Annotated in this window: 17 protein-coding genes; 7 read left to right on the top strand and 10 right to left on the bottom strand. The window is 49.1% G+C overall.

The annotated features are described in order from the left end of the window. Window positions 1–62: 62 nt before the first annotated feature. Entirely contained in the window at window positions 63–1,022 is a 960-nt protein-coding gene (locus KDK17_RS17790) for a hypothetical protein (protein WP_257279788.1), read from the bottom strand. Between the two features lie 272 nt (window positions 1,023–1,294). Here KDK17_RS17790 and KDK17_RS17785 point away from each other — a divergent pair, with 272 nt between their 5' ends. Beyond that, window positions 1,295–2,791 carry a carboxypeptidase M32 gene (locus KDK17_RS17785; protein ID WP_257288699.1) on the top strand — a complete coding sequence of 499 codons (1,497 nt, stop codon included), beginning with the start codon at window positions 1,295–1,297 and terminating at the stop codon, window positions 2,789–2,791. Between the two features lie 252 nt (window positions 2,792–3,043). On the opposite strand, the gene KDK17_RS17780 is transcribed toward KDK17_RS17785, so the two are convergent. Continuing rightward, window positions 3,044–3,436: a hypothetical protein gene (locus KDK17_RS17780; protein WP_257275303.1), complete on the bottom strand. Its 393-nt coding sequence runs from the start codon at window positions 3,434–3,436 to the stop codon at window positions 3,044–3,046. Window positions 3,437–3,752: 316 nt separating this feature from the next. On the opposite strand from KDK17_RS17780, the gene KDK17_RS17775 reads away from it, so the two are divergent. Together KDK17_RS17775 and KDK17_RS17770 are read left to right on the top strand one after the other, a co-directional pair. Further along, window positions 3,753–4,811, top strand: coding sequence for an AI-2E family transporter (locus KDK17_RS17775; RefSeq protein WP_257253210.1), 1,059 nt, complete (start codon window positions 3,753–3,755; stop codon window positions 4,809–4,811). A gap of 60 nt (window positions 4,812–4,871) precedes the next feature. Beyond that, window positions 4,872–5,498, top strand: a complete 627-nt coding sequence (locus KDK17_RS17770) for an NUDIX hydrolase (protein ID WP_257253212.1) — start codon at window positions 4,872–4,874, stop codon at window positions 5,496–5,498. Between the two features lie 29 nt (window positions 5,499–5,527). On the opposite strand, the gene tldD is transcribed toward KDK17_RS17770, so the two are convergent. From tldD to KDK17_RS17735, 7 genes are all read right to left on the bottom strand, one after another. Further along, a complete protein-coding gene (gene tldD / locus KDK17_RS17765; protein ID WP_257275302.1) occupies window positions 5,528–6,967 on the bottom strand; it encodes a metalloprotease TldD in 1,440 nt (479 codons plus the stop codon). Window positions 6,968–7,097: 130 nt separating this feature from the next. Next, window positions 7,098–11,024, bottom strand: coding sequence for a YhdP family protein (locus tag KDK17_RS17760; protein WP_257288698.1), 3,927 nt, complete (start codon window positions 11,022–11,024; stop codon window positions 7,098–7,100). A 46-nt stretch (window positions 11,025–11,070) separates the two neighbouring features. Next, window positions 11,071–12,543, bottom strand: coding sequence for a ribonuclease G (gene rng, locus KDK17_RS17755; RefSeq protein ID WP_257253641.1), 1,473 nt, complete (start codon window positions 12,541–12,543; stop codon window positions 11,071–11,073). A 232-nt stretch (window positions 12,544–12,775) separates the two neighbouring features. Continuing rightward, on the bottom strand, window positions 12,776–13,375 hold the full coding sequence (locus tag KDK17_RS17750; protein ID WP_257253640.1) for a nucleoside triphosphate pyrophosphatase: 600 nt from the start codon (window positions 13,373–13,375) through the stop codon (window positions 12,776–12,778). Window positions 13,376–13,380: 5 nt separating this feature from the next. Beyond that, window positions 13,381–13,869: a rod shape-determining protein MreD gene (gene mreD, locus KDK17_RS17745; RefSeq protein WP_257253639.1), complete on the bottom strand. Its 489-nt coding sequence runs from the start codon at window positions 13,867–13,869 to the stop codon at window positions 13,381–13,383. Then, a complete protein-coding gene (gene mreC / locus KDK17_RS17740; protein WP_257253638.1) occupies window positions 13,866–14,771 on the bottom strand; it encodes a rod shape-determining protein MreC in 906 nt (301 codons plus the stop codon). The genes mreD and mreC overlap by 4 nt, the downstream gene beginning before the upstream one ends. A gap of 98 nt (window positions 14,772–14,869) precedes the next feature. Beyond that, entirely contained in the window at window positions 14,870–15,907 is a 1,038-nt protein-coding gene (locus tag KDK17_RS17735; protein WP_257253637.1) for a rod shape-determining protein, read from the bottom strand. Between the two features lie 474 nt (window positions 15,908–16,381). Between KDK17_RS17735 and KDK17_RS17730 the strand changes: the two genes are divergently transcribed. The 4 genes from KDK17_RS17730 to gatB all read left to right on the top strand — a co-directional run bounded on the left by KDK17_RS17730 (window position 16,382) and on the right by gatB (window position 20,675). Further along, window positions 16,382–17,071, top strand: a complete 690-nt coding sequence (locus tag KDK17_RS17730; protein WP_257253636.1) for a tellurite resistance TerB family protein — start codon at window positions 16,382–16,384, stop codon at window positions 17,069–17,071. A gap of 219 nt (window positions 17,072–17,290) precedes the next feature. Continuing rightward, window positions 17,291–17,578: an Asp-tRNA(Asn)/Glu-tRNA(Gln) amidotransferase subunit GatC gene (gatC, locus tag KDK17_RS17725; protein ID WP_257253635.1), complete on the top strand. Its 288-nt coding sequence runs from the start codon at window positions 17,291–17,293 to the stop codon at window positions 17,576–17,578. Between the two features lie 64 nt (window positions 17,579–17,642). Beyond that, on the top strand, window positions 17,643–19,094 hold the full coding sequence (gatA, locus tag KDK17_RS17720) for an Asp-tRNA(Asn)/Glu-tRNA(Gln) amidotransferase subunit GatA (protein WP_257288697.1): 1,452 nt from the start codon (window positions 17,643–17,645) through the stop codon (window positions 19,092–19,094). Between the two features lie 78 nt (window positions 19,095–19,172). Then, window positions 19,173–20,675, top strand: coding sequence for an Asp-tRNA(Asn)/Glu-tRNA(Gln) amidotransferase subunit GatB (gene gatB / locus KDK17_RS17715; protein ID WP_257253632.1), 1,503 nt, complete (start codon window positions 19,173–19,175; stop codon window positions 20,673–20,675). Window positions 20,676–20,744: 69 nt separating this feature from the next. On the opposite strand, the gene KDK17_RS17710 is transcribed toward gatB, so the two are convergent. Then, the gene (locus tag KDK17_RS17710) at window positions 20,745–21,800 is read right to left on the bottom strand and encodes an endonuclease/exonuclease/phosphatase family protein (RefSeq protein ID WP_257279793.1); all 1,056 of its coding nucleotides are present in this window, start codon (window positions 21,798–21,800) and stop codon (window positions 20,745–20,747) included. Window positions 21,801–21,882: the final 82 nt, after the last annotated feature.

Below are 21,882 nucleotides of genomic sequence, written 5' to 3'. Positions count from 1 at the left end.
CAGGAATTTTTATCCTCAATTTATTGCAACCGCAGTAGGACAGCCTTAAGTCCGAAAGGCTGCTAGTCCTCAACGAAAGTCTTATTATCAATCGCAGCCAGCCAAGCTCTTGCTCTTTCCCCATCCACTTTGGCATTCAGGCGATCGGCCAGTGCCAGTGATTCCAGAGCCTCCGCTCTGGCTTTGCCCCAATTTTTCTTACGATGATGAATTTTTGCCAGCATGAAGTGATAAAGCATCCGTGAGCGTGCACCCTCAATAAGGGGTTCTATGGATCTAATAACGGTCAGAGCTCTGTCGCAGTTGCCATCAAGGTAATCAATTCTTGCCAACCTCAAGCCAGAGCGAACTATTTCGTAAGGATCATTCAGGTAGTGATAGAGGGCATGAGATTTTACCAATGCTACTCTGGCACGATCCAGATCAGGCTCACCCACATCACTATGGGCTGCCCCCAGGTTATAAAGTGTCTTAGCCTCAAGATACGGGTCAACCGGTCGTCGTTTCTGTAACACTTCCATGCCTTTTTCAGCGTAGTCAATCGCCTCCTTGTGACCCTGAGCCCTGGCTACCCCAGACAACAGAGACAGACTGGAAACATAGCCATCCCAATCCTCATGCTCGCGGGCATAGTTGCTGACCTCCTCGGCCAGCTTGCGACAATGGTCATAATCGCCCCGATAGAAATACATGGAAGATACACCTATGGCAATTTGAACCCTGTCCTGACAACGAGACTGTGCAGCCGCCTCCTGCATCCCTTGGGTACCCAATTGGATATAGGTCTGCCAGCAGCCTTCCTGCTTCATTTTGGGGCCATTCTGCAAGAGCCAGTCAACCAACTGTTCTGACTTGCTCTCAGGCGGCTGTAATTGTTGACAAATGGCAGGCTCTTCATCAGAGACCTGTTCCCCGCTGACCGCTTCATGGAAAAAGAGAATAGCGCACAAAAGCACGAAGCATTTTGAGTTATATTTGGGAAAATAAGATTTTGAAACAGCCAGGAACAACGGCTTTGGCATAAATTCAGGCTCCATCTCATTCCAACCAGGAGTATTGATAACTATTCGATAACGATCAGCCGACCCGGAGAACCCTATCAATTAACCCTTAATAAAATAGCCGACAGAAAATGGAGTCTGGTATAGGATAATCATACTGCACTGGATGAGGCTTCATTCTGTCAACGACCAAAAGTCCGAAACGCGGTCCTCACCGGCCATTACGCAAAAGCCCGGATGACCGCTCGACAGAATTCAATCGTTACAATAACCAAAACAATGGAACCAGAACTATGAACCAGGCCTACAACCAACTGGTAGAACGTTTCAACAAGCTTTACCGTTTTCAACATCTTTCCGCTATTGCCAGCTGGGATCAGTCCGCCATAATGCCTTCCGGGGGCAACCAGGCTCGCTCTGAAGCGCTGGCAGAACTTTCTGGCCTGATGCACGAGCTGCTGACTGAAGAACAGGTAGGCCATTGGCTTCAGGAAGCCCGGGAAAAAGCTGACGACACGGTAACACAAAGTTCTATCCGGGAAATGGAACGAAGCTGGAGAAAAGCCTCTGTTATGCCAGCAAAACTGGTCAAAGCTCAGTCTCTGGCCAGTTCGAAGTGTGAGCACGCTTGGCGAACCCAGCGGCCGAAAAATGACTGGAAAGGCTTCTCCGAAAACCTGAAAGAAGTGGTCAAACTAGCCCGTGAAGAGGCCAGTATTCGCTCCGCCGCATCCGGCGCCAGAGGCTACGACGCCCTGCTGGAGCTTTATGAACCCGGTATGACTTCCAAAGAGCTGGATGTTCTTTTTGGTCACCTCAAGAGCTGGCTGCCAGAAACCTTGCAAACCGTTGTCGAACAGCAAAAGAATGATTCTCTGATAGCCAGTCAGGGCCACTACCCTGCCGAGAACCAGAAAGCCCTCGGGTTGGATGTTATGAAACTGCTGGGGTTTGACTTCAATCATGGCCGACTGGACGTCAGTGTCCACCCATTCTGTGGTGGGGTTCCGGAAGATGTTCGCCTCACTACCCGATATAACGAACAAGACTTCGTTGAATCCCTGATGGGAACGATCCACGAAACAGGTCACGCCCGCTATAACCAGAATCTTCCGGCAGATCTGAGGTCGCTGCCACTTGGCTCCTACCGCTCAATGGGGGTCCATGAAGGCCAAAGTCTGTTTTTTGAAATGCAGCTGGGTCGCAGCCCGGAGTTCCTGAAGCTCATCAGACCTCTGATCGTGAAACACCTGTCAGAAGGTCAGGAGGATGAGCGTTTCAGCCAGATTAACCTTGAGAAGATCTACAACCGGGTAAAGCCCGGTTTTATCCGCGTAGACGCCGATGAAATCAGTTATCCCATGCATGTCATCCTGCGTTATGAAATCGAGAAGGCACTGATCGAGGGAGAACTGCTGGTGGATGACCTGCCCCAGATCTGGGATGAGAAAATGCAGGCTTACCTGGGCCTTGCCACCGGCGAAAATCACAGCACCGGCTGTATGCAAGACATTCACTGGCCAATGGGCGCTTTTGGCTACTTCCCAAGCTATACTTTGGGTGCCATGTACGCAGCACAGCAGTTTGCCACTGTTAAGCGACAATTGCCCGATGTAGAGAGCCGCATCGCTACCGGCGATTTGGAGCCGGTATTTAACTGGCTGACAGAAAACATCTGGCAGCAAGGCTGCAAGCTGGAAACTCACGAACTATACACTCAGGCCACCGGCGAACCGCTGAATGCAGATCACTTCAAGCAGCACATTCTGAGTCGTTACCTGAAGACTTGATGACTCGCTCCCCTTAAGCTCCTGAACCCACTCACTCCGAGGTCGGGTTCAGGTTTACTGAACAACCATCCCGTATTGGCTATCGAATTTTAGAAACTCATACGACACACAGCAGGAGTTGGTGTGCACTGTTTAGCATTGTACTATCTGCCTTAACGGCCAGCATACGCTACAAAAACCATCAGCTTAGTTGGTGAAGTGTTATCAAAAAAATTCAAAAGGCTATTGATACCAGATGGTGGTGGATGTCAATTATAATGTCGATGGGCCATGATAAATGGATAAAGATTTGATTTTCCCATTTTTATCAAGTTTAAAAACATCTACATATGGCCTGTTAGTGCCATCAATATTTAGAGTTAAATATAATACACAGTCAGCCAAAAGCTGTTGATTAACAACATCATACTTCACACCATTATCTTCATGACAAAATAAGTATTTAGCTGTAATTTTTCCATATTTGGGTGAATACACCAAGTCATCTTGATCACTGAATAATGGCAATATGCCATTGCATTCGTTACCATTCTTAAGGCTTTCTACGTATGTCTTTGTAACTATTGTGCAATAGTCAGAATAGGCAGCGTTAGAGGTAAATGCGATTATTGATATAAAAAATAAGCATGCGACATTACTCATCATGTTTAGCCTCACATATCTGGCATTAGGATTTTAGTACATGGTCGACTATTTAATTTGCACGACAACATCAAGGCCAGCCCATTTGTCCTGGCACCCTGTGCATAACGCCCTGCTGCTTCAGCTGCGATACACTCAAGGCCGTTTAGAAAGCATTCTAGTATAATGATGGCAACTTTCTCACTAAGCTAGCCAGGGTGGGTCGACATAGTATTCGCCCCTGGCCCTCCATGGCTCGCAACGATGGTGACAGTCGATTTTTGCAAGCAGAGCTCAAATCTTGAACCTTGAACATATTCAAAAGGAGCAAGAATCAAGTATGCAATCCGCCGAAATACAGAACATTAGCCGCTACATAGTGACAGCTGCCTCACTGGTGATCATTCTTGCCGGTATTCGTCTGGGCAGTGAAATACTCTCTCTCCTGCTGTTTTCCTACTTCCTGGCGATTCTTCTCAACCCAGCCATTAACGCCTTGAGCCGACTGCATATTCCCAGGGTGCTGGGCATTCTGTTAGTAGTCTCGGTGCTAATCATCACTATGATGATGATTGTGGCTTCCATTGGCAGTGCCTTACAGGACTTTGCCAAGGCGCTGCCAGGGTATAAGCAGCAAACGATCGATATGATTCATCAGATCAGTGACAAACTGGCGCAACGCAACATTAATCTGGATCTGAAATCCATCGCTGAACCATTGGATACCTCATCCATCTTTAGCTTTTTAACGTCCATGCTGACCCATATGGGCAGTGCCACCAGTTATGTTTTCCTGATCTTTCTGACGGTTATATTCATGCTGGCCGAGGCACCGCTACTGAGAAATAAACTGATCCGTTCCATGTCTGATCCGGACCAGCAGCTGAAAGATCTCGAAAGATTTGTTGCCTCGGTCAATCGTTATGTTGCCCTGAAAACGGCCATCAGTGTGCTCACAGGATTACTGGTCGCTCTATTGCTAGGATTGCGAGGGGTTAACTTTTACCTTTTGGGCGGCATTCTGGCTTTTGCCCTGAACTTTATTCCAAACATTGGTTCCATACTGGCGGCCATTCCCGGCATCCTGATCACTTTGCTGCAACTGGGTTTTTCTGAAGCACTATTTGTTTCAGCTGGCTATTTCCTGATCAACATGCTGATTGGTAACATGCTTGAGCCAAGAGTATTAGGTAAGGGACTCGGTCTTTCGTCCATGGTCGTTTTTTTATCGTTGCTGATCTGGGGCTGGTTATTGGGCCCGATTGGCATGCTGCTCTCAGTCCCTCTGACCATCAGCATAAAAGTACTATTGGAATCCTCGCCCGGTAGCCGAAGATTTGCTGCGCTCTTGGGGTCTGGAAGGCCAAAAGAGGAGGTGGACGCTGAACAGTCAAAATAATACTTAGCATCAGCCGACTGTACTAAAGTGAACAGATTCATCAATGGACAGGCAAATACTATGCAGAAAAATCCATGGACAAACTGGGTTGAAAAGATTCGCGCCATTGCTCAGAACGGAATAACCTATACCGACGGCGGCTTTGATCTGGAGCGCTACCAGCAGCTTCAGGACATTGCCCACGAAATGACAGCACTTCTTGCAGGCGCTCCCATTGAAAAAGTCGATCACTATTTTCTTCCTGAAACAGGCTATACCACACCCAAGCTCGATATCCGGGCTGGAGTGTTTCAGGAAGGTCGTATCCTGCTGGTAAGAGAACGCTCTGATGGTTGCTGGGCTCTGCCCGGCGGCTGGGCCGACGTCTGCGAGTCCCCGGCTCTGGGAGCAGAACGGGAAACTCTGGAAGAGTCAGGGTATATTGTCAAAGCCCGGAAGCTGGTGGCTGTGCGTGATGTTCATAAACACCCCTACTCTCCCAGAAACCCTCACCACCTGATCAAAATGCTGTTTTTGTGTGAACTCAAGGGTGGCAGCCCAACTGCCAACATCGAAATATCAGAGGTCGGTTTTTTCGAGCCGGATCAACTGCCACATCTCTCACAGGGGAGAACCATTGCTTCCGACATTGCTTTGATGAAGCAACATCATGAAAACAATGGTTTGCCAACAGAGTTCGATAAATAGGCAGGTTTACCTGCCATTTTCCTGACGAATCAGGCTGTTCCGCCTACCGTGATTTCATCGATTTTGAGCGTGGGCTGGCCAACACCAACAGGCACAGACTGACCGTCTTTACCGCAAACACCAACGCCCGGATCCAGCTCCAGATCATTGCCGACCATAGAGACCTGATTCATAACATCCGGTCCGTTGCCGATCAGCGTAGCGCCTTTAACCGGAGTGGTTACCTTGCCATTCTCAATCAGGTAAGCCTCACTGGTGGAAAATACAAATTTGCCAGAAGTAATATCGACCTGACCACCGCCCATATTGGCGACGTAGATTCCTTTATCAACACTGGCAACAATCTCACCCGGATCGCTTTTGCCAGCCAACATGTAGGTGTTGGTCATTCGTGGCATGGGCAGATGAGAATAAGACTCTCGACGTCCATTACCCGTAGAAGCAACGCCCATCAGACGGGCATTCAGCTTATCCTGCATGTAGCCTTTCAGGATACCGTTCTCAACCAGAACCGTTGATTCGGTGGGTACACCTTCGTCGTCCAGATTCAGGGAGCCTCTGCGGCCTGTCAGCGTGCCGTCATCAACAATGGTGCATAGCGGCGAAGCAACCCTCTCACCGACACGACCTGCGTAGGCAGAACTGCCTTTACGGTTAAAGTCGCCTTCCAGACCGTGTCCTACGGCTTCATGCAGCAGAACACCCGACCAACCCGGAGCCAATACGACCGGCATGGTCCCAGCCGGAGCAGCAACAGCTTCATGATTCACAAGAGCCTGTCGCACCGCTTCACGGGCATAGCTCAAGCCTTTATCATTTTGGATAAACTGCAGATAGTCACCACGACCACCTCCACCGGCAGAACCTCGCTCAATACGGCCATCTTTCTCGGCAATAACACTGACGCTCATACGTACCAACGGCCGTATATCCGCAGCCAGAGTACCATCAGAAGCAGCCACCAGAACCACTTCGTGGACACCCGCCAGACTGACGTTAACCTGCTTAACCGCTGGATCCGCTTTTCTGGCTTCCTGGTCAACAGCCTTGAGCAGAGACACTTTATCTTCACGACTCATGGAGTCCAGAGGATTATCCGTGCCGTAAAGAGCCAGTGGCTGACTTCGGTTCCAGGCCTGAATCTGATGCTCCTGACCCAGACGAGCAATACTCCGGGCCGCGCCCGCAGCCTGCTCCAGGGCCGGTAAAATGATTTCGTTGGAATAGGCAAAGCCGGTTTTCTCGCCACTGATAGCACGTACACCTACACCCCGGTCTACATTGAAGCTGCCTTCTTTGATGATACTGTCTTCCAGCGCCCAGACTTCATGACGTGTTGACTGAAAGTAGAGATCCGCTGCGTCAACCGAATGCCCCAGAATACTGTCAAGCACTCTGCCCAGCTCGTTGTCACCGATATTTGCCGGCGCCAGCAAATGATTTCGCGCCTGTGTAAGAATGTCGGTCATAGTTTATTCAGGCCCTAGCTATTATCCATTGCCTGCTTGATTATTCGGAGCAGGCCTACATCGTTATAAAGAGATTGTCACACCTATGGACAAAAAAAGCATTCCCATTTTGCTTAAGGCTGTTTCTGACTCAGGGTTTTTTCCGCTTGGGAATCTCTGTCTGACCTGGTTTTCGGGCTTTGCTGGAGAATAATTGATCCAGAGTCACCTCAGGGTTGTCAAAAGAGCCTCTGATTCGGTAGCGAATACTGGCCAGCTGATCCACCTGTTTACCCACCAGCATATCCGCCAGATAAATCAGACCGGCCACCTGAGGTGCAGATCCAAGCAAGACACTGAGTATCGGCAGATTAGACGATAATGGAAGTGTAACAACCAGACTCATGTCCATACTTTCAGTGACACTGTCTACACGGCCATCCAGCTTGAAGTTCGACGAAGGACCATCAATTTCAAGAGGCTTATCAAAAGTGATAATTCCTTCGTCGAACCGCACGACCCCATCCAGACGGTCAAAACTGATGCCTTTCTTGTAGAGGTCAGAAAAATCGAGACGCAGACGCCGGGTCAGAGCCTCCATATTCAGGATGCCGAACATTTTCAAGGCGCCGGCTCCCCCTTCTACCTTCTGCAGGGTACCATTTTCCAGCTTTAGTCGAACGGCACCTGTCAGTGACACTATATTGATACCCATCGGAGGTCCATCCCAAGCCAGCTTCCCCTGAATGGTCGTTTTCTTAGCTGAAACAAAAGGTGAGATACCCAAAGCTTCCTGCAGAGCCTGAATGCCAGACCCTGTCAGGCGCTCATTAAAAGAAGTCCTGTGCTGACCATTGATGTAGGTCCAGTCCAAATCTCCGAATAACGCCATCTTCTGCAAATTGATTTTCAGATTCTCAATCCGCTTCCCATCAGGAAAAGGTCTCAAACCAAAAGAAACTGAACCCAAAGTCCTGTCGCCCAGCTTAAAAGAGTCTATGGAAATATCAGCATTGGGCAGTTCTGAAGGCCTGAGATCACCCAATAGACCTCTGTGTTCTACGGTAGATTCATTCTTTGCCGAACCCTGGGAAACATACAGTTTTTTCAGATTCAACTGGTATGGCTGCTTCTGATCCTCTGGTATCATCAAGCTGCCATCTATCTTGTCACTGCTTAAAACAAGACGTGTGCCACCGGTCTCATGAGACAGGTTAAACACCAGGTTATTCAGAGTCTCTTGACTGAAGAGCAGCTGATCAATCTTCAATTGCCTGACTTCAATCTGACTCACCAGGGTCTTTTCAGTTTTGTCACCCGGCTGCCCTTCGAACTGCTGTTTCCAAGGCATCAGATCGAGTTTGGATAGTTGCCCAGACAGTACAATTTTATCAGGTTTCATGGCCGGCAGTTGACCTTTACCACCAACAAGAACGACAGCAGACTGATACTTAAAGCCGTCACCAAACTGAATTCTGGCTTGTCCCGTCTTACCAAGAACGATATCCAGTTCATCTCGATGAGCGAATTGATTAAGGCGCAATTCAAAGGGCACTGTCTGATCAGCCGCTACTTTTAAGGGGGCTGGAAGCTCGACTTCCATTCCTTTCAGGTCACTGGTGACTTTCAACTGAATGTCAGCAGGCTTGCCACCCAGTACCAAGTGGCCCTTGTAACGACTGGCACCTTCCAGAAAACTGAGGGCATCCAGCTGAAGCCATTGCTGAAGTCCTTCAGCAGAAACAGAACCGTGCCAGTTAAAATGGACCTCAGGCTCAGCTTTATTCGTCATATCGGTGTCAATACTGGCCTCGACAGAATCACCCAGAAAAAGGCCTTGCACTTTTTTAGCGGACAATCCGGTTTCGGTACTGAAATTCAAGGCCCCCTGAATGTCGTCAATCTGAACATCAGCCGTATCTATACCAAAATAAGCTCCCGATGTTTTCACACTGACGTCAACTGACGTATCCATGGCATGCTCCAGTGGAATCATCAACTGGACGCTGCCATCCAGGTCTCCGCGAATCGTCCAGTTCTTTGCTTCTCCCTTCAGCCGCTTATTAATTGGGGTTTCAGTCAAGAGCTTTTCCAGATCCTGACCAAGAGCGGCCACCTGACCGGAGATGTTCAAATCCAGATTTTTATCCAGTGCCAGATCAGCCTGGACATTGCTGAGTTTTGCATCCAGTAACTTTGCCGACACAATATCAATCTTTATATTGTCGTTATCCACCCAGATCTGCCCCCGGGCGTCATAGACTTCAGGCCAGTCAGGGTGATAATCCAGGCGCGCTTTATTGACATCGAAATAGAGTCCCCACTTCACATCATCAGGGTCGTCAGTGTCCTCCAGCGGGCCATCATAGGTGAAACGTCCTTCATAGACTTCTGCCCCTTTGATACTGGTATCAAGCCACGTGACCAGCTCTTTTGAAAGCGCAGACAGCTGGCTGGGAAGGTATTTCGGAGCATAGCTGGCATCACCATTTTTCATGCCCACATTCAGGTCCATGACAATGGGCTCCTTCCCATCCAGAGGAATATCCAGTCTCAGCTGACCACTAAGATCACCCTCGGGGGCTTTTAAGGTGATATCGTCGCTACTCAGCTGAAAGAAATCCTCCTTATCCAGAACGTCCCAGCTAAGCTTTGCTTTGGCACTATCATAGTGCCAGACCTTACGAAAGACTTCGGTCAGCCCCAGAGTGAAATTTTCTGTTTCCAGGTCGAAGTAACCGCTGATCGTGCCCATTTTTAGATATCCATTGACGTTTGATGCAGACGGTGCTCCTTTCCAGGCATCTACTGAAACGTTGTTCAGATTCGCAGAAAGATCCAGCCGCTCTCGCAGCGGCTTATCGGGAAAATATTGGGCAGAAATGTTATCCAGCTCACCAGCCGGGTTAAGAATAGTGAAGAGTTCATCAGCCAGCTCTGGCATTAACTGGGTACTGACCAGAAAAGATTTAAGGGCTGCCAGATCAACAGAGCTTACCGAAGTCGTGTAAATCGACTCTCTACCCCTTTTGCCATGAATCTTGATGTTAAGACCAAACGCATGATCGCCGGATGTCAGGCTCAGATTTTTCAACCCAAGCTTCCAATCTGTACTCCCAACCAGATAATCGCTGCTCAGTGAGAGTTCAGTGGATAGAGAAACATCCGGTAGCACTTGCTGACCTTTATGGTAGACAATGGCTGGCAGATTCAGATCTCCCTGCAACTGCCATTGACCATCAAGATATTCCCAGTCGGCCTCCAGATTCAACTGAGCGGTTTGCAAATAGGCGTTTTTTAACTCAGCGCTTTTTAACTGAAGAGCACCTTGTGAAATGAGCGCAGTCCAGGGAGCCAGATCCAGTGCATCAGTCTTGATCAGCCCGGACCAGGCCATGTCCTTTCTTTGAATCCCCTTGCCGAGCGCTTTGAATTCCAGAGCCCCTTGTTGAGTCACAATCCGGGTCTGAAGATGCCTCAGCTCTGACTCTTCCTTAACCATGAAAAAGTAGCGGGTATCGAGAATTAACGGCTCGCTGCCAAAAGGCTGCATGGTGAGGGAAAAGTTGGTGACATCAATGTGCTCTTGAAGCTGCAAAAACTCCAGAGTTTTGTGCAGGTTAAGGCCCTTGCCATCATCGCGGATGTATTGAACTCCCCTGAGCGACCACACGCCATCACTGTCACTCTGTATGGCCAGGGTAACACCCTCTGCTTCCAGATAGGTAAAGACCGGAGCCCGGTTCATCAGACTGGCTTTCAAATCCAACTCAAGATCAAGGCGCTCAATAGCAAAGCCGGGGGCTTCAGAAGTATTCCCCTGAAGCGACAAGCCTTTGATGCTGACAGTAGGACTGCCGCCAGCCCAGTTGGTCTCCAGCTGATCGATAGCGAATGAGGTATCGAGTGTGTCGTTAAGATATTCAACAAGATGGTCTTGAAAAAAAGGCAGGCATCCGATAAAGATTCGGGCCCCTGCAACCAGCAATACCATAAACAGAAGGGCCGCCATGACCAGGCGGAAACTCCATATAGCGGTAGACTTGAGGTAAGTTACCAGCCTTGAATCTGACCTCATGAAATACCAGGCCATCTGTTTTTCATTGACGCGTTCCTATTCCCGTTTATACCAGCACCACATCAAACTGTTCCTGGCTGTATATGGGTTCAACCTGGAAACGAATCGGTTTTTGAATAAACTCTTCGAGATCTGCTACGTTACTGGATTCTTCATCCAGCAGGCGGTCGACTACATGCTCAGACGCCAGAACCGTGTAACTCTGGCTGTCGTATGCACGAACGGCTCGAAGAATTTCTCTGAAAATTTCATAGCACACCGTCTCAGCTGTTTTCAGTGTGCCACGACCATCGCATGTTGGACAGGGTTCACACAGTACATTTTCCAGTGACTCCCGTGTTCTCTTACGGGTCATTTCCACTAGCCCCAGCTCACTGACTCCGGTGATATTGGTTTTGGCGTGATCTTTCTCCAGAGACCTTTCGTAAGTTCTCAGAACCTGTCTCTGATGCTCAGGGTCTTCCATATCGATAAAATCGATAATAATAATGCCTCCCAGATTGCGTAATCGTAACTGCCGGGCAATGGCTACAGAAGCTTCCAGATTGGTCTTAAGGATAGTTTCCTCGAGGTTACGATGACCCACGAAAGCCCCCGTGTTTACATCAATCGTGGTCATAGCCTCAGTCTGATCGATAATCAGGTAACCGCCTGATTTCAATTGCACCTTGCGACTGAGCGCCTTGTTAATTTCGTCTTCGACCCCAAACAGGTCAAAAATAGGACGCTCTCCCGGGTAATATTCAACCCTGCCATCCACCAGAGGCACCAGTTTTTTGACAAACTTGGATACCTTATTGAAAGTCTCCCTGGAATCAATTCGGATTTTCTCAATATCCGGCTCCACCAAGTCACGCATCGTTCTCAGGTGCAGCGGCAAATCTTCATAAATCGTGGCCGGTGCAGTATTTTCCCTGACCGTTTCTTCAATGGTCTGCCATAGCCGTCTCAGGAAAAGAATATCAGCCTTCACTTCTGCCTCGGTGATACCTTCAGCTGCTGTCCTGAGAATAAAGCCGCCTTTCTCATCTTCTCCGTCGCACTTCATGCCCTCTTCAACCAGCTTTCTGAGACGCTCGCGTTCTTCTGCATCATCAATACGCAGAGAAATACCCACATGATTATTATGGGGCATGAGCACCAGATAACGGGCCGGGATAGAGATGTGTGTAGTCAGGCGGGCACCTTTGGTCCCCAGAGGATCTTTGGTGACCTGAACAACCAGCGACTGACCTTCATGAACGAGTTCAACAATCGGGCGCTCCGACTGATCATCATTGTCTCTCTCGTTGCGGGGGGCAATTTCACTGGCATGAATAAAAGCAGCCCTTTCAAGACCGATATCCACAAAAGCGGCCTGCATTCCCGGAAGGACCCGGACAACTTTACCTTTGTAGATATTACCGACAATGCCTCGACTGCAGGCTCTTTCAATATAGACTTCCTGAAGTACCCCATTTTCAACCAGCGCCACTCGCGATTCCATTGGCGTGATATTCATCAGAATCTCTTCACTCATTCCCTTCCCCTTAAACTGGTCAGTCGATCAGGAAACTGTATTACGGAAGCCTGTATGACTTAAAGCCATCTTGGCCTTAAATCCGAAGGGCTGCCGATTCTTAAATAACAATCCCGTCCTGCCAGAAAAACCAAATAAACGAAATAAATACCTGAAAACGTTTTACCAGACCCGGAGGAACACTGCCTGGCAGGAAAGCTGCTGTTAAACAGTCTCCCGAGATTCTTTCTAATCAGTTTTTTACTAACTGAGGGTGCCATGGGCTAATGCCCAGATTCTGAAGTAGGGCTACGGTTTCCTTCACGGGCAAACCCACCACACCGGTGTAGCTTCCTGAAATGCTTTCTACCAGAACGGCTCCTTTTCCCTGAATACCGTACGCACCGGCTTTATCCATAGGCTCACCGGTGGCCACGTAGGCTTCAGCCACTTTCCGGTCAAAAGCAGTCATTCTGACCACTGTTCTGGACAGTTTCACGGATAGACTATTACCATCAGTGACCGCAACTGCTGTGAATACCTCATGGCTATTCCCACTCAATGACAACAGCATATCACAGGCTTGTGACTCATTTTCGGGTTTACCGAGTATTTTCACTCCCAGAATCACTGCAGTATCCGCTGCCAGCACGGGCCTGAGTGGCAATTGATCCAATGTAAGCCGGCGCCAGCCGGCCAGCGCTTTTTCTTCTGCCATTCGGGTAACATAGGCTTCTGGAGCTTCACTCGAGAACGGGGTCTCATCAACCCCGGAATGAATCTGATGAAAGGCAATACCGATCTGTCGGAGAAGTTCCTTCCTGCGCGGTGACTGGGAAGCGAGATAGATCATGATAATCAGGTAACTCTGAAGTTTCTCCTCAGTGCCCCTAAAACAGCAGACACCCAGGGCCAAAATGCGGCGCTGGTCAGTGCCGGTGCCAGATACCAGAGTGTCGGCGGCGTTCTCCCCAGGGCACTGCGAATCCACAAATTCAGCAGTTGATAAAAACCGACGATCACAAACACCATAAAGGCCTGCTGCCACCAGGGGAACATTCTCAAACGACGATGCAGACTCAGTACGATAACGGCCACCAACAACAACCCCATTGAACTCTGACCAAAGGTTGTTCCTACCACAACATCCATCAACAAGCCGGTCAAGAAGGCAAAAAACAACCCAAAACGCTCCGGCAGTGCCAAAACCCAATAAAGAACCACCATAACTACCCAGGATGGCCTGGCAATGGAGATCCATGCTGGCAGAGGTAAAACACTCAGCAGGAAAGCAACCAGCAGGGTAAACCAGACAATCCAATGAGCATTGGCTTTTTGAATACTCATAGACCCTCCTTTTTGTTCGCCTCTGGTGCCAATTCCGATGCTACTTCTTCATTGGAACGGAAGACCAGCAGAACGAACCGGGTTCTGTTGACTTCGGCCATCAGCTGAACCTCAATCTTGGCGAACGCCTCTCCCGGTGTACGCACTATTTTCCTGACTTTTCCCAGAGGGTAGCCCACCGGATAAATCTGTCCCAGACCCGAACTGGTCAAAAGGTCTCCCTCTTTAATATCCACTGTATCGGATATGTGAACCAGCTCCACAGAATCCTTACTGCCCGTGCCAACGGCAATGGCACGATAGCCACTGCGATTGACCTGGACAGGAACCCTGCTGGCGGTATCTGTGACCAGCATTACGCGGCTACTGACCAGACTAACGTCAATTACCTGCCCCATAACCCCATGAGCATCAACAATGGCCTGACCTTTAAATACTCCATCGGTAGACCCTTTATTGATTGTCACGATATGTTCATAGGGGTCTGGATCAACACCAATGATTTCTGCCACCAGAACCTGCTCATCCACGAGCTCGGATGAATTCAGCAATTCCTTCAGGCGAAGGTTCTGAGCAGTCAGTGATGCCAGCTTCTGAACTTTTTGTTCAAGAATCAGGTTACGGGCTTTCAGCCGGGTATTTTCTTCAAGCAGCTCACTTCGGGAAGTTACCAATTCATCGGCCGTGCTAAAAGCTCTGGAGGGCAAATCGGAGATCCACTGCAGAGGGGTAACCGCCATTGTTAGCCAGGAGCGAACAGCAGAGAGATAATGAGAACGGTGGTCAACAAACAGCAACGCGATGGAAATAATCAGCAAAAAAACAAAGCGCGTCGCCAAAGACTGTTGCTGGCTAAATATAGGTTTAATGGCTGGCTCCTGTGATATGCAAGGAGAACTCAATCTATTAATGTTACAAAAATACAGGCTTCACACATAACAACAGGCCAGACGATAACCGTTTGGCCTGTTGTTTGGCTGGAACAACGCCCCACTCATGATCAGTCTGTAGACAGTAAATCCATGCAATGCTTGTCCATCATTTCCAGAGCTCGACCACCACCTCGGGCAACACAGGTCAGTGGGTCTTCAGCCACCAGAACTGGCAAACCGGTCTCTTCACTGATCAGTTTGTCCAGGTCACGCAACAGGGCACCACCACCAGTCAGCACCAGACCTCGCTCGGCAATGTCGGAAGCCAGTTCCGGTGGAGACTGTTCCAACGCACTTTTAACCGCTTGAACAATCGCACTCAGGGATTCCTGCAGGGCATCCAGAATCTCATTGCTGTTCAGGGTAAAGCTACGCGGAATACCTTCAGCAAGATTACGACCACGGACGTCAATTTCCATCAGCTCATCGCTGGGGTAGGCAATCGCAATCTCCTGTTTGATGCGCTCAGCGGTTGAGTCACCAATAAGGCTACCATAGTTTCGGCGAACGTAGGTTACGATCGCATCATCAAAACGGTCTCCGCCCACTCTCACAGATTCGGAATAGACAACACCGCTCAGAGAGATAATGGCGATCTCGGTGGTACCACCGCCAATATCGACCACCATGGAACCACTAGCCTCCTCTACTGGCAAACCGGCTCCAATAGCCGCTGCCATAGGCTCTTCAATCAGATAAACTTCGCGGGCACCAGCGCCCAGAACGGACTCACGAATGGCTCTGCGTTCCACTTTGGTGGACTTGCAGGGAACACAGACCAGCACTCGAGGACTGGGCTGAATAAAACTGTTCTCATGCACTTTATTAATAAAATGCTGAAGCATACGCTCGCAGACATCAAAGTCTGCAATCACACCATCTTTCATGGGCCGGATAGCGGTGATATTGCCCGGAGTTCTTCCCAACATGCGCTTGGCGTCAGCACCAACTGCTACTACGCTCTTCTGTGTTCCCCAGTTTCGAATGGCCACAACCGATGGCTCATTCAGGACTATTCCCTTTTCGCGGACATAGACCAATGTGTTAGCCGTTCCCAAGTCGATCGATAAATCGCTGGAGAACAGACCCCGTAACCTTTTCAGCATTTTCTGTATTACCTTGATTCAAGGCTTTCTTTAAATGCCGCAAACTCTATCAATGCACAGTACTCAGAGCAAGCGACAATTCCACAATCTCTATGGTCCAACACGAGCTATTCAGGGCCAAAATGGAGGATTGCCACATGGCCATTCACCACAGACCATAGGATAACCTAATGCAGTTAGCTTGCGTTCTCAATGGCCGCCATTCATAATTTTGAAATATTATGAAAAATCTTAAGCTTCCGTTTCACTTTTTTTGAACGATCTTAGCTAATCTGGTGTCTCGTTGAAAAATGAGACACTATTCGCATCTCTCATATAAAGCCCGAAACTTAACGCCCTCTTATTGGGTTATTTTGAGAATTTTAATAATCCTTACCCGATACTAACAAACCTTTACTCTGCCTATTCATGCAAACCAGATGAACGGGCGTAAAGTACCCCTCGTTATGAACAGAATCTAAACGGGAGGCCGTTATGGATTTTAAAGGTTTATTTAATCAAGTTCTCAGCTCAGGTTCTTCCCTGATCAGTGAAGGTAAAAGCAAACTGGGGGAAGGACTGAGCACCTCTTCATCAGACAGCGATGGCAGCTCCATATTTTCTGGTCTGGGAAAAGGCGCTTTGACTGGCGGTGCGTTGTCTTTATTCCTTGACTCCAAAAAAGGCAGCACCATGGCAGGCAGAGCAGCCGAAGCGGGTGGTGTGGCAGCTCTGGGAGCATTAGCTCTGAAAACCTACAAGGGCTGGGCCAATCAGTCTGAAGGTGACCAACAAGACTCCAGCGATATGGAACTGATGCCGGAAAATGAGGAGAGACAAAGTCAAGTGATTCTCAAGGCCATGATTGCGGCTGCCAAAGCCGATGGCCACGTGGATGACGCCGAAAGGGAAAGAATTCATAAAGCCTTCGAGTCAATGGGAACCACTTCAGAACTGAATCAATTTGTGCAACAGGAACTGGAAAAACCTCTTGATCCGGTAGAAGTTGCCAATGAAGTGTTCAGCCCTGAAGAAGCCTCTGAGGTCTACCTTGCCTCTCTTCTCGTAGTAGATGAACAAAACACCATGGAAAAAACCTACCTTGAAGAGTTGGGGAGACAGCTGAAACTGGAACCTGGATTAGTTGAGAAACTCGAAGCCCAAGCCCATGTGCAAGCAGCTTGACTCCCTTGAGGAACCACAAAGCGTTGTTATCTTTGTGGTTCCGACCCAAACCTGCTCTTGAAACCCTATCTACAAGAATTAATCTTGACTACACCTTGAGATTCCCCTTCATACCCCATACATTTAGCCTTTATTTCTCACGTCCAGCGCTCTGCTTGCCTCACAAAAGCAGGGAAAGCTGGTTATGACCGCTTCTAAAGCCCGAATTCGGAGATAACCATGGCCGTTGATGCCTCTGAAATTCAGAAGGTTGCCAATTTGGCACGATTATCCATAGATGAAAGCCAGTTAGAGACGACTGCCGATACCATCAATCGCATTCTCGAACTGGTTGACCAGATGCAGATGGTTAAAACCGATCACGTGGAACCCTTAGCTCACCCATTGGATGCCACCCAGCGCCTGCGCAAAGACGTGGTGTCTGAAGAGAATAATCGCGAGCAGCTGCAGAGCTGTGCGCCGGTCGTTGAAGACGGACTGTTCCTGGTTCCAAAAGTGATTGAGTGAGCTGACTTGATGCCAAGCAGCAGCCTCAACCCCTTACCCTGATTTAAAGCGATTACCCAGAATCATGTACGACAAATCACTCTCAGAACAAAGCCGGGCCCTGGCCAACGGCGAACTGTCCAGTCTTGAGCTGACCCAGCTCTACCTTGACCGAATCAAAAAGCTAGACGGCAACTACAACAGCTACATAACAGTGACCGAAGATCTGGCACTGGAACAAGCCAAGGCTGCCGACGAACGTCGTGCAACAGGCGATGCCTCGGCGCTGACCGGTATTCCTCTGGCCCACAAGGATCTATTTTGTACAGAAGGTGTTAAAACGACTTGCGGCTCCAAAATTCTGGACAACTTTATAGCACCTTATGAATCAACGGTTACCCATAAACTCAAGGAAGCCGGTTCTGTCATGCTGGGTAAAACCAACATGGACGAGTTCGCCATGGGTTCCTCCAACGAAAACAGCTACTATGGTGCTGTGAAAAACCCTTGGGATACCCAGGCCATTCCCGGCGGCTCCTCCGGCGGTTCTGCAGCCTGTGTTGCAGCCAGACTGGCAGCCGGCGCTACGGGCACTGACACTGGCGGCTCTATCCGTCAGCCAGCATCTCATTGTGGTATCACGGGTCTTAAGCCTACCTACGGTCGTGTATCCCGTTACGGCATGATTGCTTATGCATCCAGTCTTGATCAGGCAGGTCCAATGACCCGGACTGCCGAAGATGCCGCCCTGATGCTGAATGTAATGGCCGGCTTTGATCACCGTGATTCCACTTGTCTGGATCGTGAAGTACCCGATTACACAGCTCATTTGAATGATTCCCTGGAAGGCCTGACGATTGGTTTACCAAAAGAATATTTTTCAACGGGCCTCGATTCTGAAGTTGAACAACGTGTGCGTGACGCCGTTGCCGAGTATGAAAAGCTGGGTGCGAGGGTCAAAGAAGTCAGCCTGCCTAACCTGGAGCTATCCATTCCTTCTTATTACGTGATTGCTCCGGCTGAAGCTTCCTCAAACCTGTCTCGCTTCGACGGTGCCCGTTTTGGTCACCGATGTGAAAACCCTGAAGACCTGATGGATATGTACAAACGCAGCCGCAGTGAAGGTTTTGGTGAAGAAGTCAAACGTCGTATTTTGGTGGGTACTTACGCGCTGTCTGCAGGTTACTACGATGCCTACTACAAGAAAGCCCAAAAGATTCGTCGCCTGATCCGTGATGACTTTATGAATGCTTTTGAACAGTGTGACATCATCATGGGTCCTAACGCTCCGACTTCTGCCTTCAACATTGGCGAGAAGAGCGACGATCCTATTGCCATGTATCTGTCCGATATTTACACCCTGTCTGTTAATCTTGCGGGCCTGCCCGGCATGTCGGTTCCAGCCGGAATGGCCAACGGCCGTCCAGTCGGTTTGCAGATGATTGGCCGTCACTTTGATGAGTCCCGACTGCTGAACGCCGCCCACCGTTTCCAGCAAGCTACCGACTTTCATAAACAGCTCCCGATTAATAGTTAACAGTACTCAGTAGATTGTGCTTCAGGTTTACCTCCTGAGACACAGTTTGCAGCGGATTAAATTTCGAGGATTTGAAAAGTGTCTCAAACAACTCCGAGCCAACTGAAAACTGATAACTGGCCACTGTCAACGGATCAATGGGAAACCGTTATCGGGCTGGAAATTCACGTTCAGCTTGCCACGAAAACCAAGATTTTCTCCGGCGCTTCTACCGCTTTCGGTGCCGAACCCAACACTCAGGCCTGTGCTGTCGATCTGGGTCTGCCCGGTGTTTTGCCGGTAGTGAACGAAGAAGCCATCAACATGGCCATCAAATTTGGTCTGGGCATTGATGCCGAGATCAACAAAGTTAATGTTTTCGAACGTAAGAACTACTTCTATCCCGATCTGCCAAAAGGCTACCAGACAACTCAGTTGGAGAAGCCCATTGTCGGTGCAGGTCACGTTGAGATTACTCTGAAAGATGGCTCGACCAAAACAGTTCGCATTCATCACGCCCATCTGGAAGAAGATGCAGGCAAGAGTCTGCATGAAGATTACCACGGCATGTCCGGCATCGACCTGAACCGTGCTGGCACACCTCTGATTGAGATTGTAACAGAACCCGACATGCGTAACGCAGAAGAAGCCGTGGCCTTCGCCAAAAAACTGCACTCCATCGTAACCACCCTGGGCATCTGCGATGGTGAAATGTCACAGGGCTCCATGCGCTTTGATGTAAACGTCTCTGTACGTCCAAAGGGCCAGAAAGAACTCGGTACCCGCACTGAAACAAAGAACCTGAACTCCTTCAAATTCATGGAAGCAGCAATCCTGAAAGAAGTGGAACGTCAGATCGACCTGATAGAAGACGGTGGTGACGTCATTCAGGAAACCCGTCTCTACAACGGCGACACCGATGAAGCCCGCTCCATGCGCAGCAAGGAAGAAGCCAACGATTACCGTTACTTCCCCTGCCCCGACCTGCTGCCAGTTCTGATCGAAGACAGCCGTCTGGAAAAGCTCCGTGCTGAAATGCCAGAAATGCCAGATGCTAAAAAAGCCCGCTTTGTCAGTGACTTGGGGCTGAGTGAAGTGGATGCTGAAATTCTGTCAGGCGATCAGGCGACAGCTGCTTTCTTCGAAACTGCTGCGAACATCAGTGGCGATGCCAGACTGGCTTCCAACTGGGTTCTGGGCGAAGTATCCAAGTCCCTGAACGCCAACAGCATTGGCATTTCAGAGAGCCCGGTCACCGCTGACATGCTGGCAGGCCTGATTACCCGCATCAAAGACAACACTATCACTGGCAAGGTCGCCAAGCAGGTCTTTGAGGCCCTGTGGAAAGGCGACGGTAAAAATGCAGATGAAATCATTGAGAAACAAGATCTCAGGAAAGTAACTGACACCGATGCCATTGAATCTATGATCGACGAAGTGCTTGTTGCCAATGCCCAACAAGTCGAAAACTATCGCGCTGCGCCTCCTGAAAAGCGTAGCAAGATGATCGGCTTCTTTGTCGGTCAGGCCATGAGGGCCTCAAAAGGCAAGGCTGACCCGGGTATGGTTAACCAAATGCTCAAGGAGAAGCTGGACGCCTGATAGCCGAATAAAAACCCAAAGAATACCAGCTACCTCGCCCAGGGGGCGGGGGATATTACATTCAAAGACTTAATAATGAGTGAAGTACAAAATACCCTCAACGGGATAATGATCAGACATCACACCTAATCGGCTTCGTGATTGATTGGCCTGGAGAATTGTCATGTAACCACTCACTGGACAGACATGTCTCTTGTCGCAAAGAATATTATCCAGGGTACCCCGGTAAGGGCCCTTCCCCTTGGCCATTTCATTTTCATAGATGTCAAAGGAATACGGTAGAGAGGTCTTGACAAAATCGGCTGCCTGACGACTGACCAGAGTTTCCAGCAGAATTTGAAAATATTCATCCCCTACGGCTTCTCCGTCCTGTCTGCCTGCATCAGAATTGAAGTCTCCCATGTAAATAACCGCTTCATGGCTGGGTATATTCAATTGATTCTTCACTTTCCCAAGATAATCATAATGCTTGACCAGACCTTTGTATTCATTGTCGGCATTATTTTGCACCGTTTGCAAATGGAGACCGAACACATGTAGATTCCCACTACGGGTAGGCACTTTGATATACCAGGCACCGACGGCACACCAGCCCTGATTACCTGCCGGCATAGGAAAGACAAATTCACGCATCTCCAGAATCGGCGCCTTGCTGTAAACCATGACCCCGCCATTGAATAGCCTGCCATACAGCAGCCATTTCCATCCTTCACCCAAAACAGGCGTCATATAATACCCCGCCTCTCTCATGCCCTTATTGACAACATCTCTAAGATACTGATCACCCATTTCCTGAAGTACGACAATGTGATAATCCCTCTTGACCATGTACTGGGTGATTTCTTCAGCCCTGATTTCCGGGTCGTTCATGTCTTGACCACCAAACCACCACATCAAGAACTCGAAAAAGTCATAGGATGTCATCAGGTTCACATTCCAGGTCAATAGTTTAAGAGGCGAACACTGATCAACGGCATTCAAGGGACAGGTCGTAGGAGGGTTGGTGTATACGGGAATAGGCTCCGTACTTTGTCGTTTTCCAGAAGCACCCGGCAAGGGCGAATCTGCAGCTGCAAAGATACTCACCCCAACAAGGATAGCCAGAAGGGAACTGAACTCTTTCATCAAGCTTGCTCACTGACTGGGAAATCAAATGTACAGGATAGAAGCTATCGGAAAAGACATAGAAGAAAATCGGGGAATACAG

It is taken from the genome of Endozoicomonas sp. SESOKO2, assembly GCF_024606245.1.
Lineage (GTDB): Bacteria > Pseudomonadota > Gammaproteobacteria > Pseudomonadales > Endozoicomonadaceae > Endozoicomonas_A.
The sequence above is the reverse complement of the archived record's forward strand: the minus strand, read 5'-3'. Positions and strand labels throughout refer to the sequence as shown.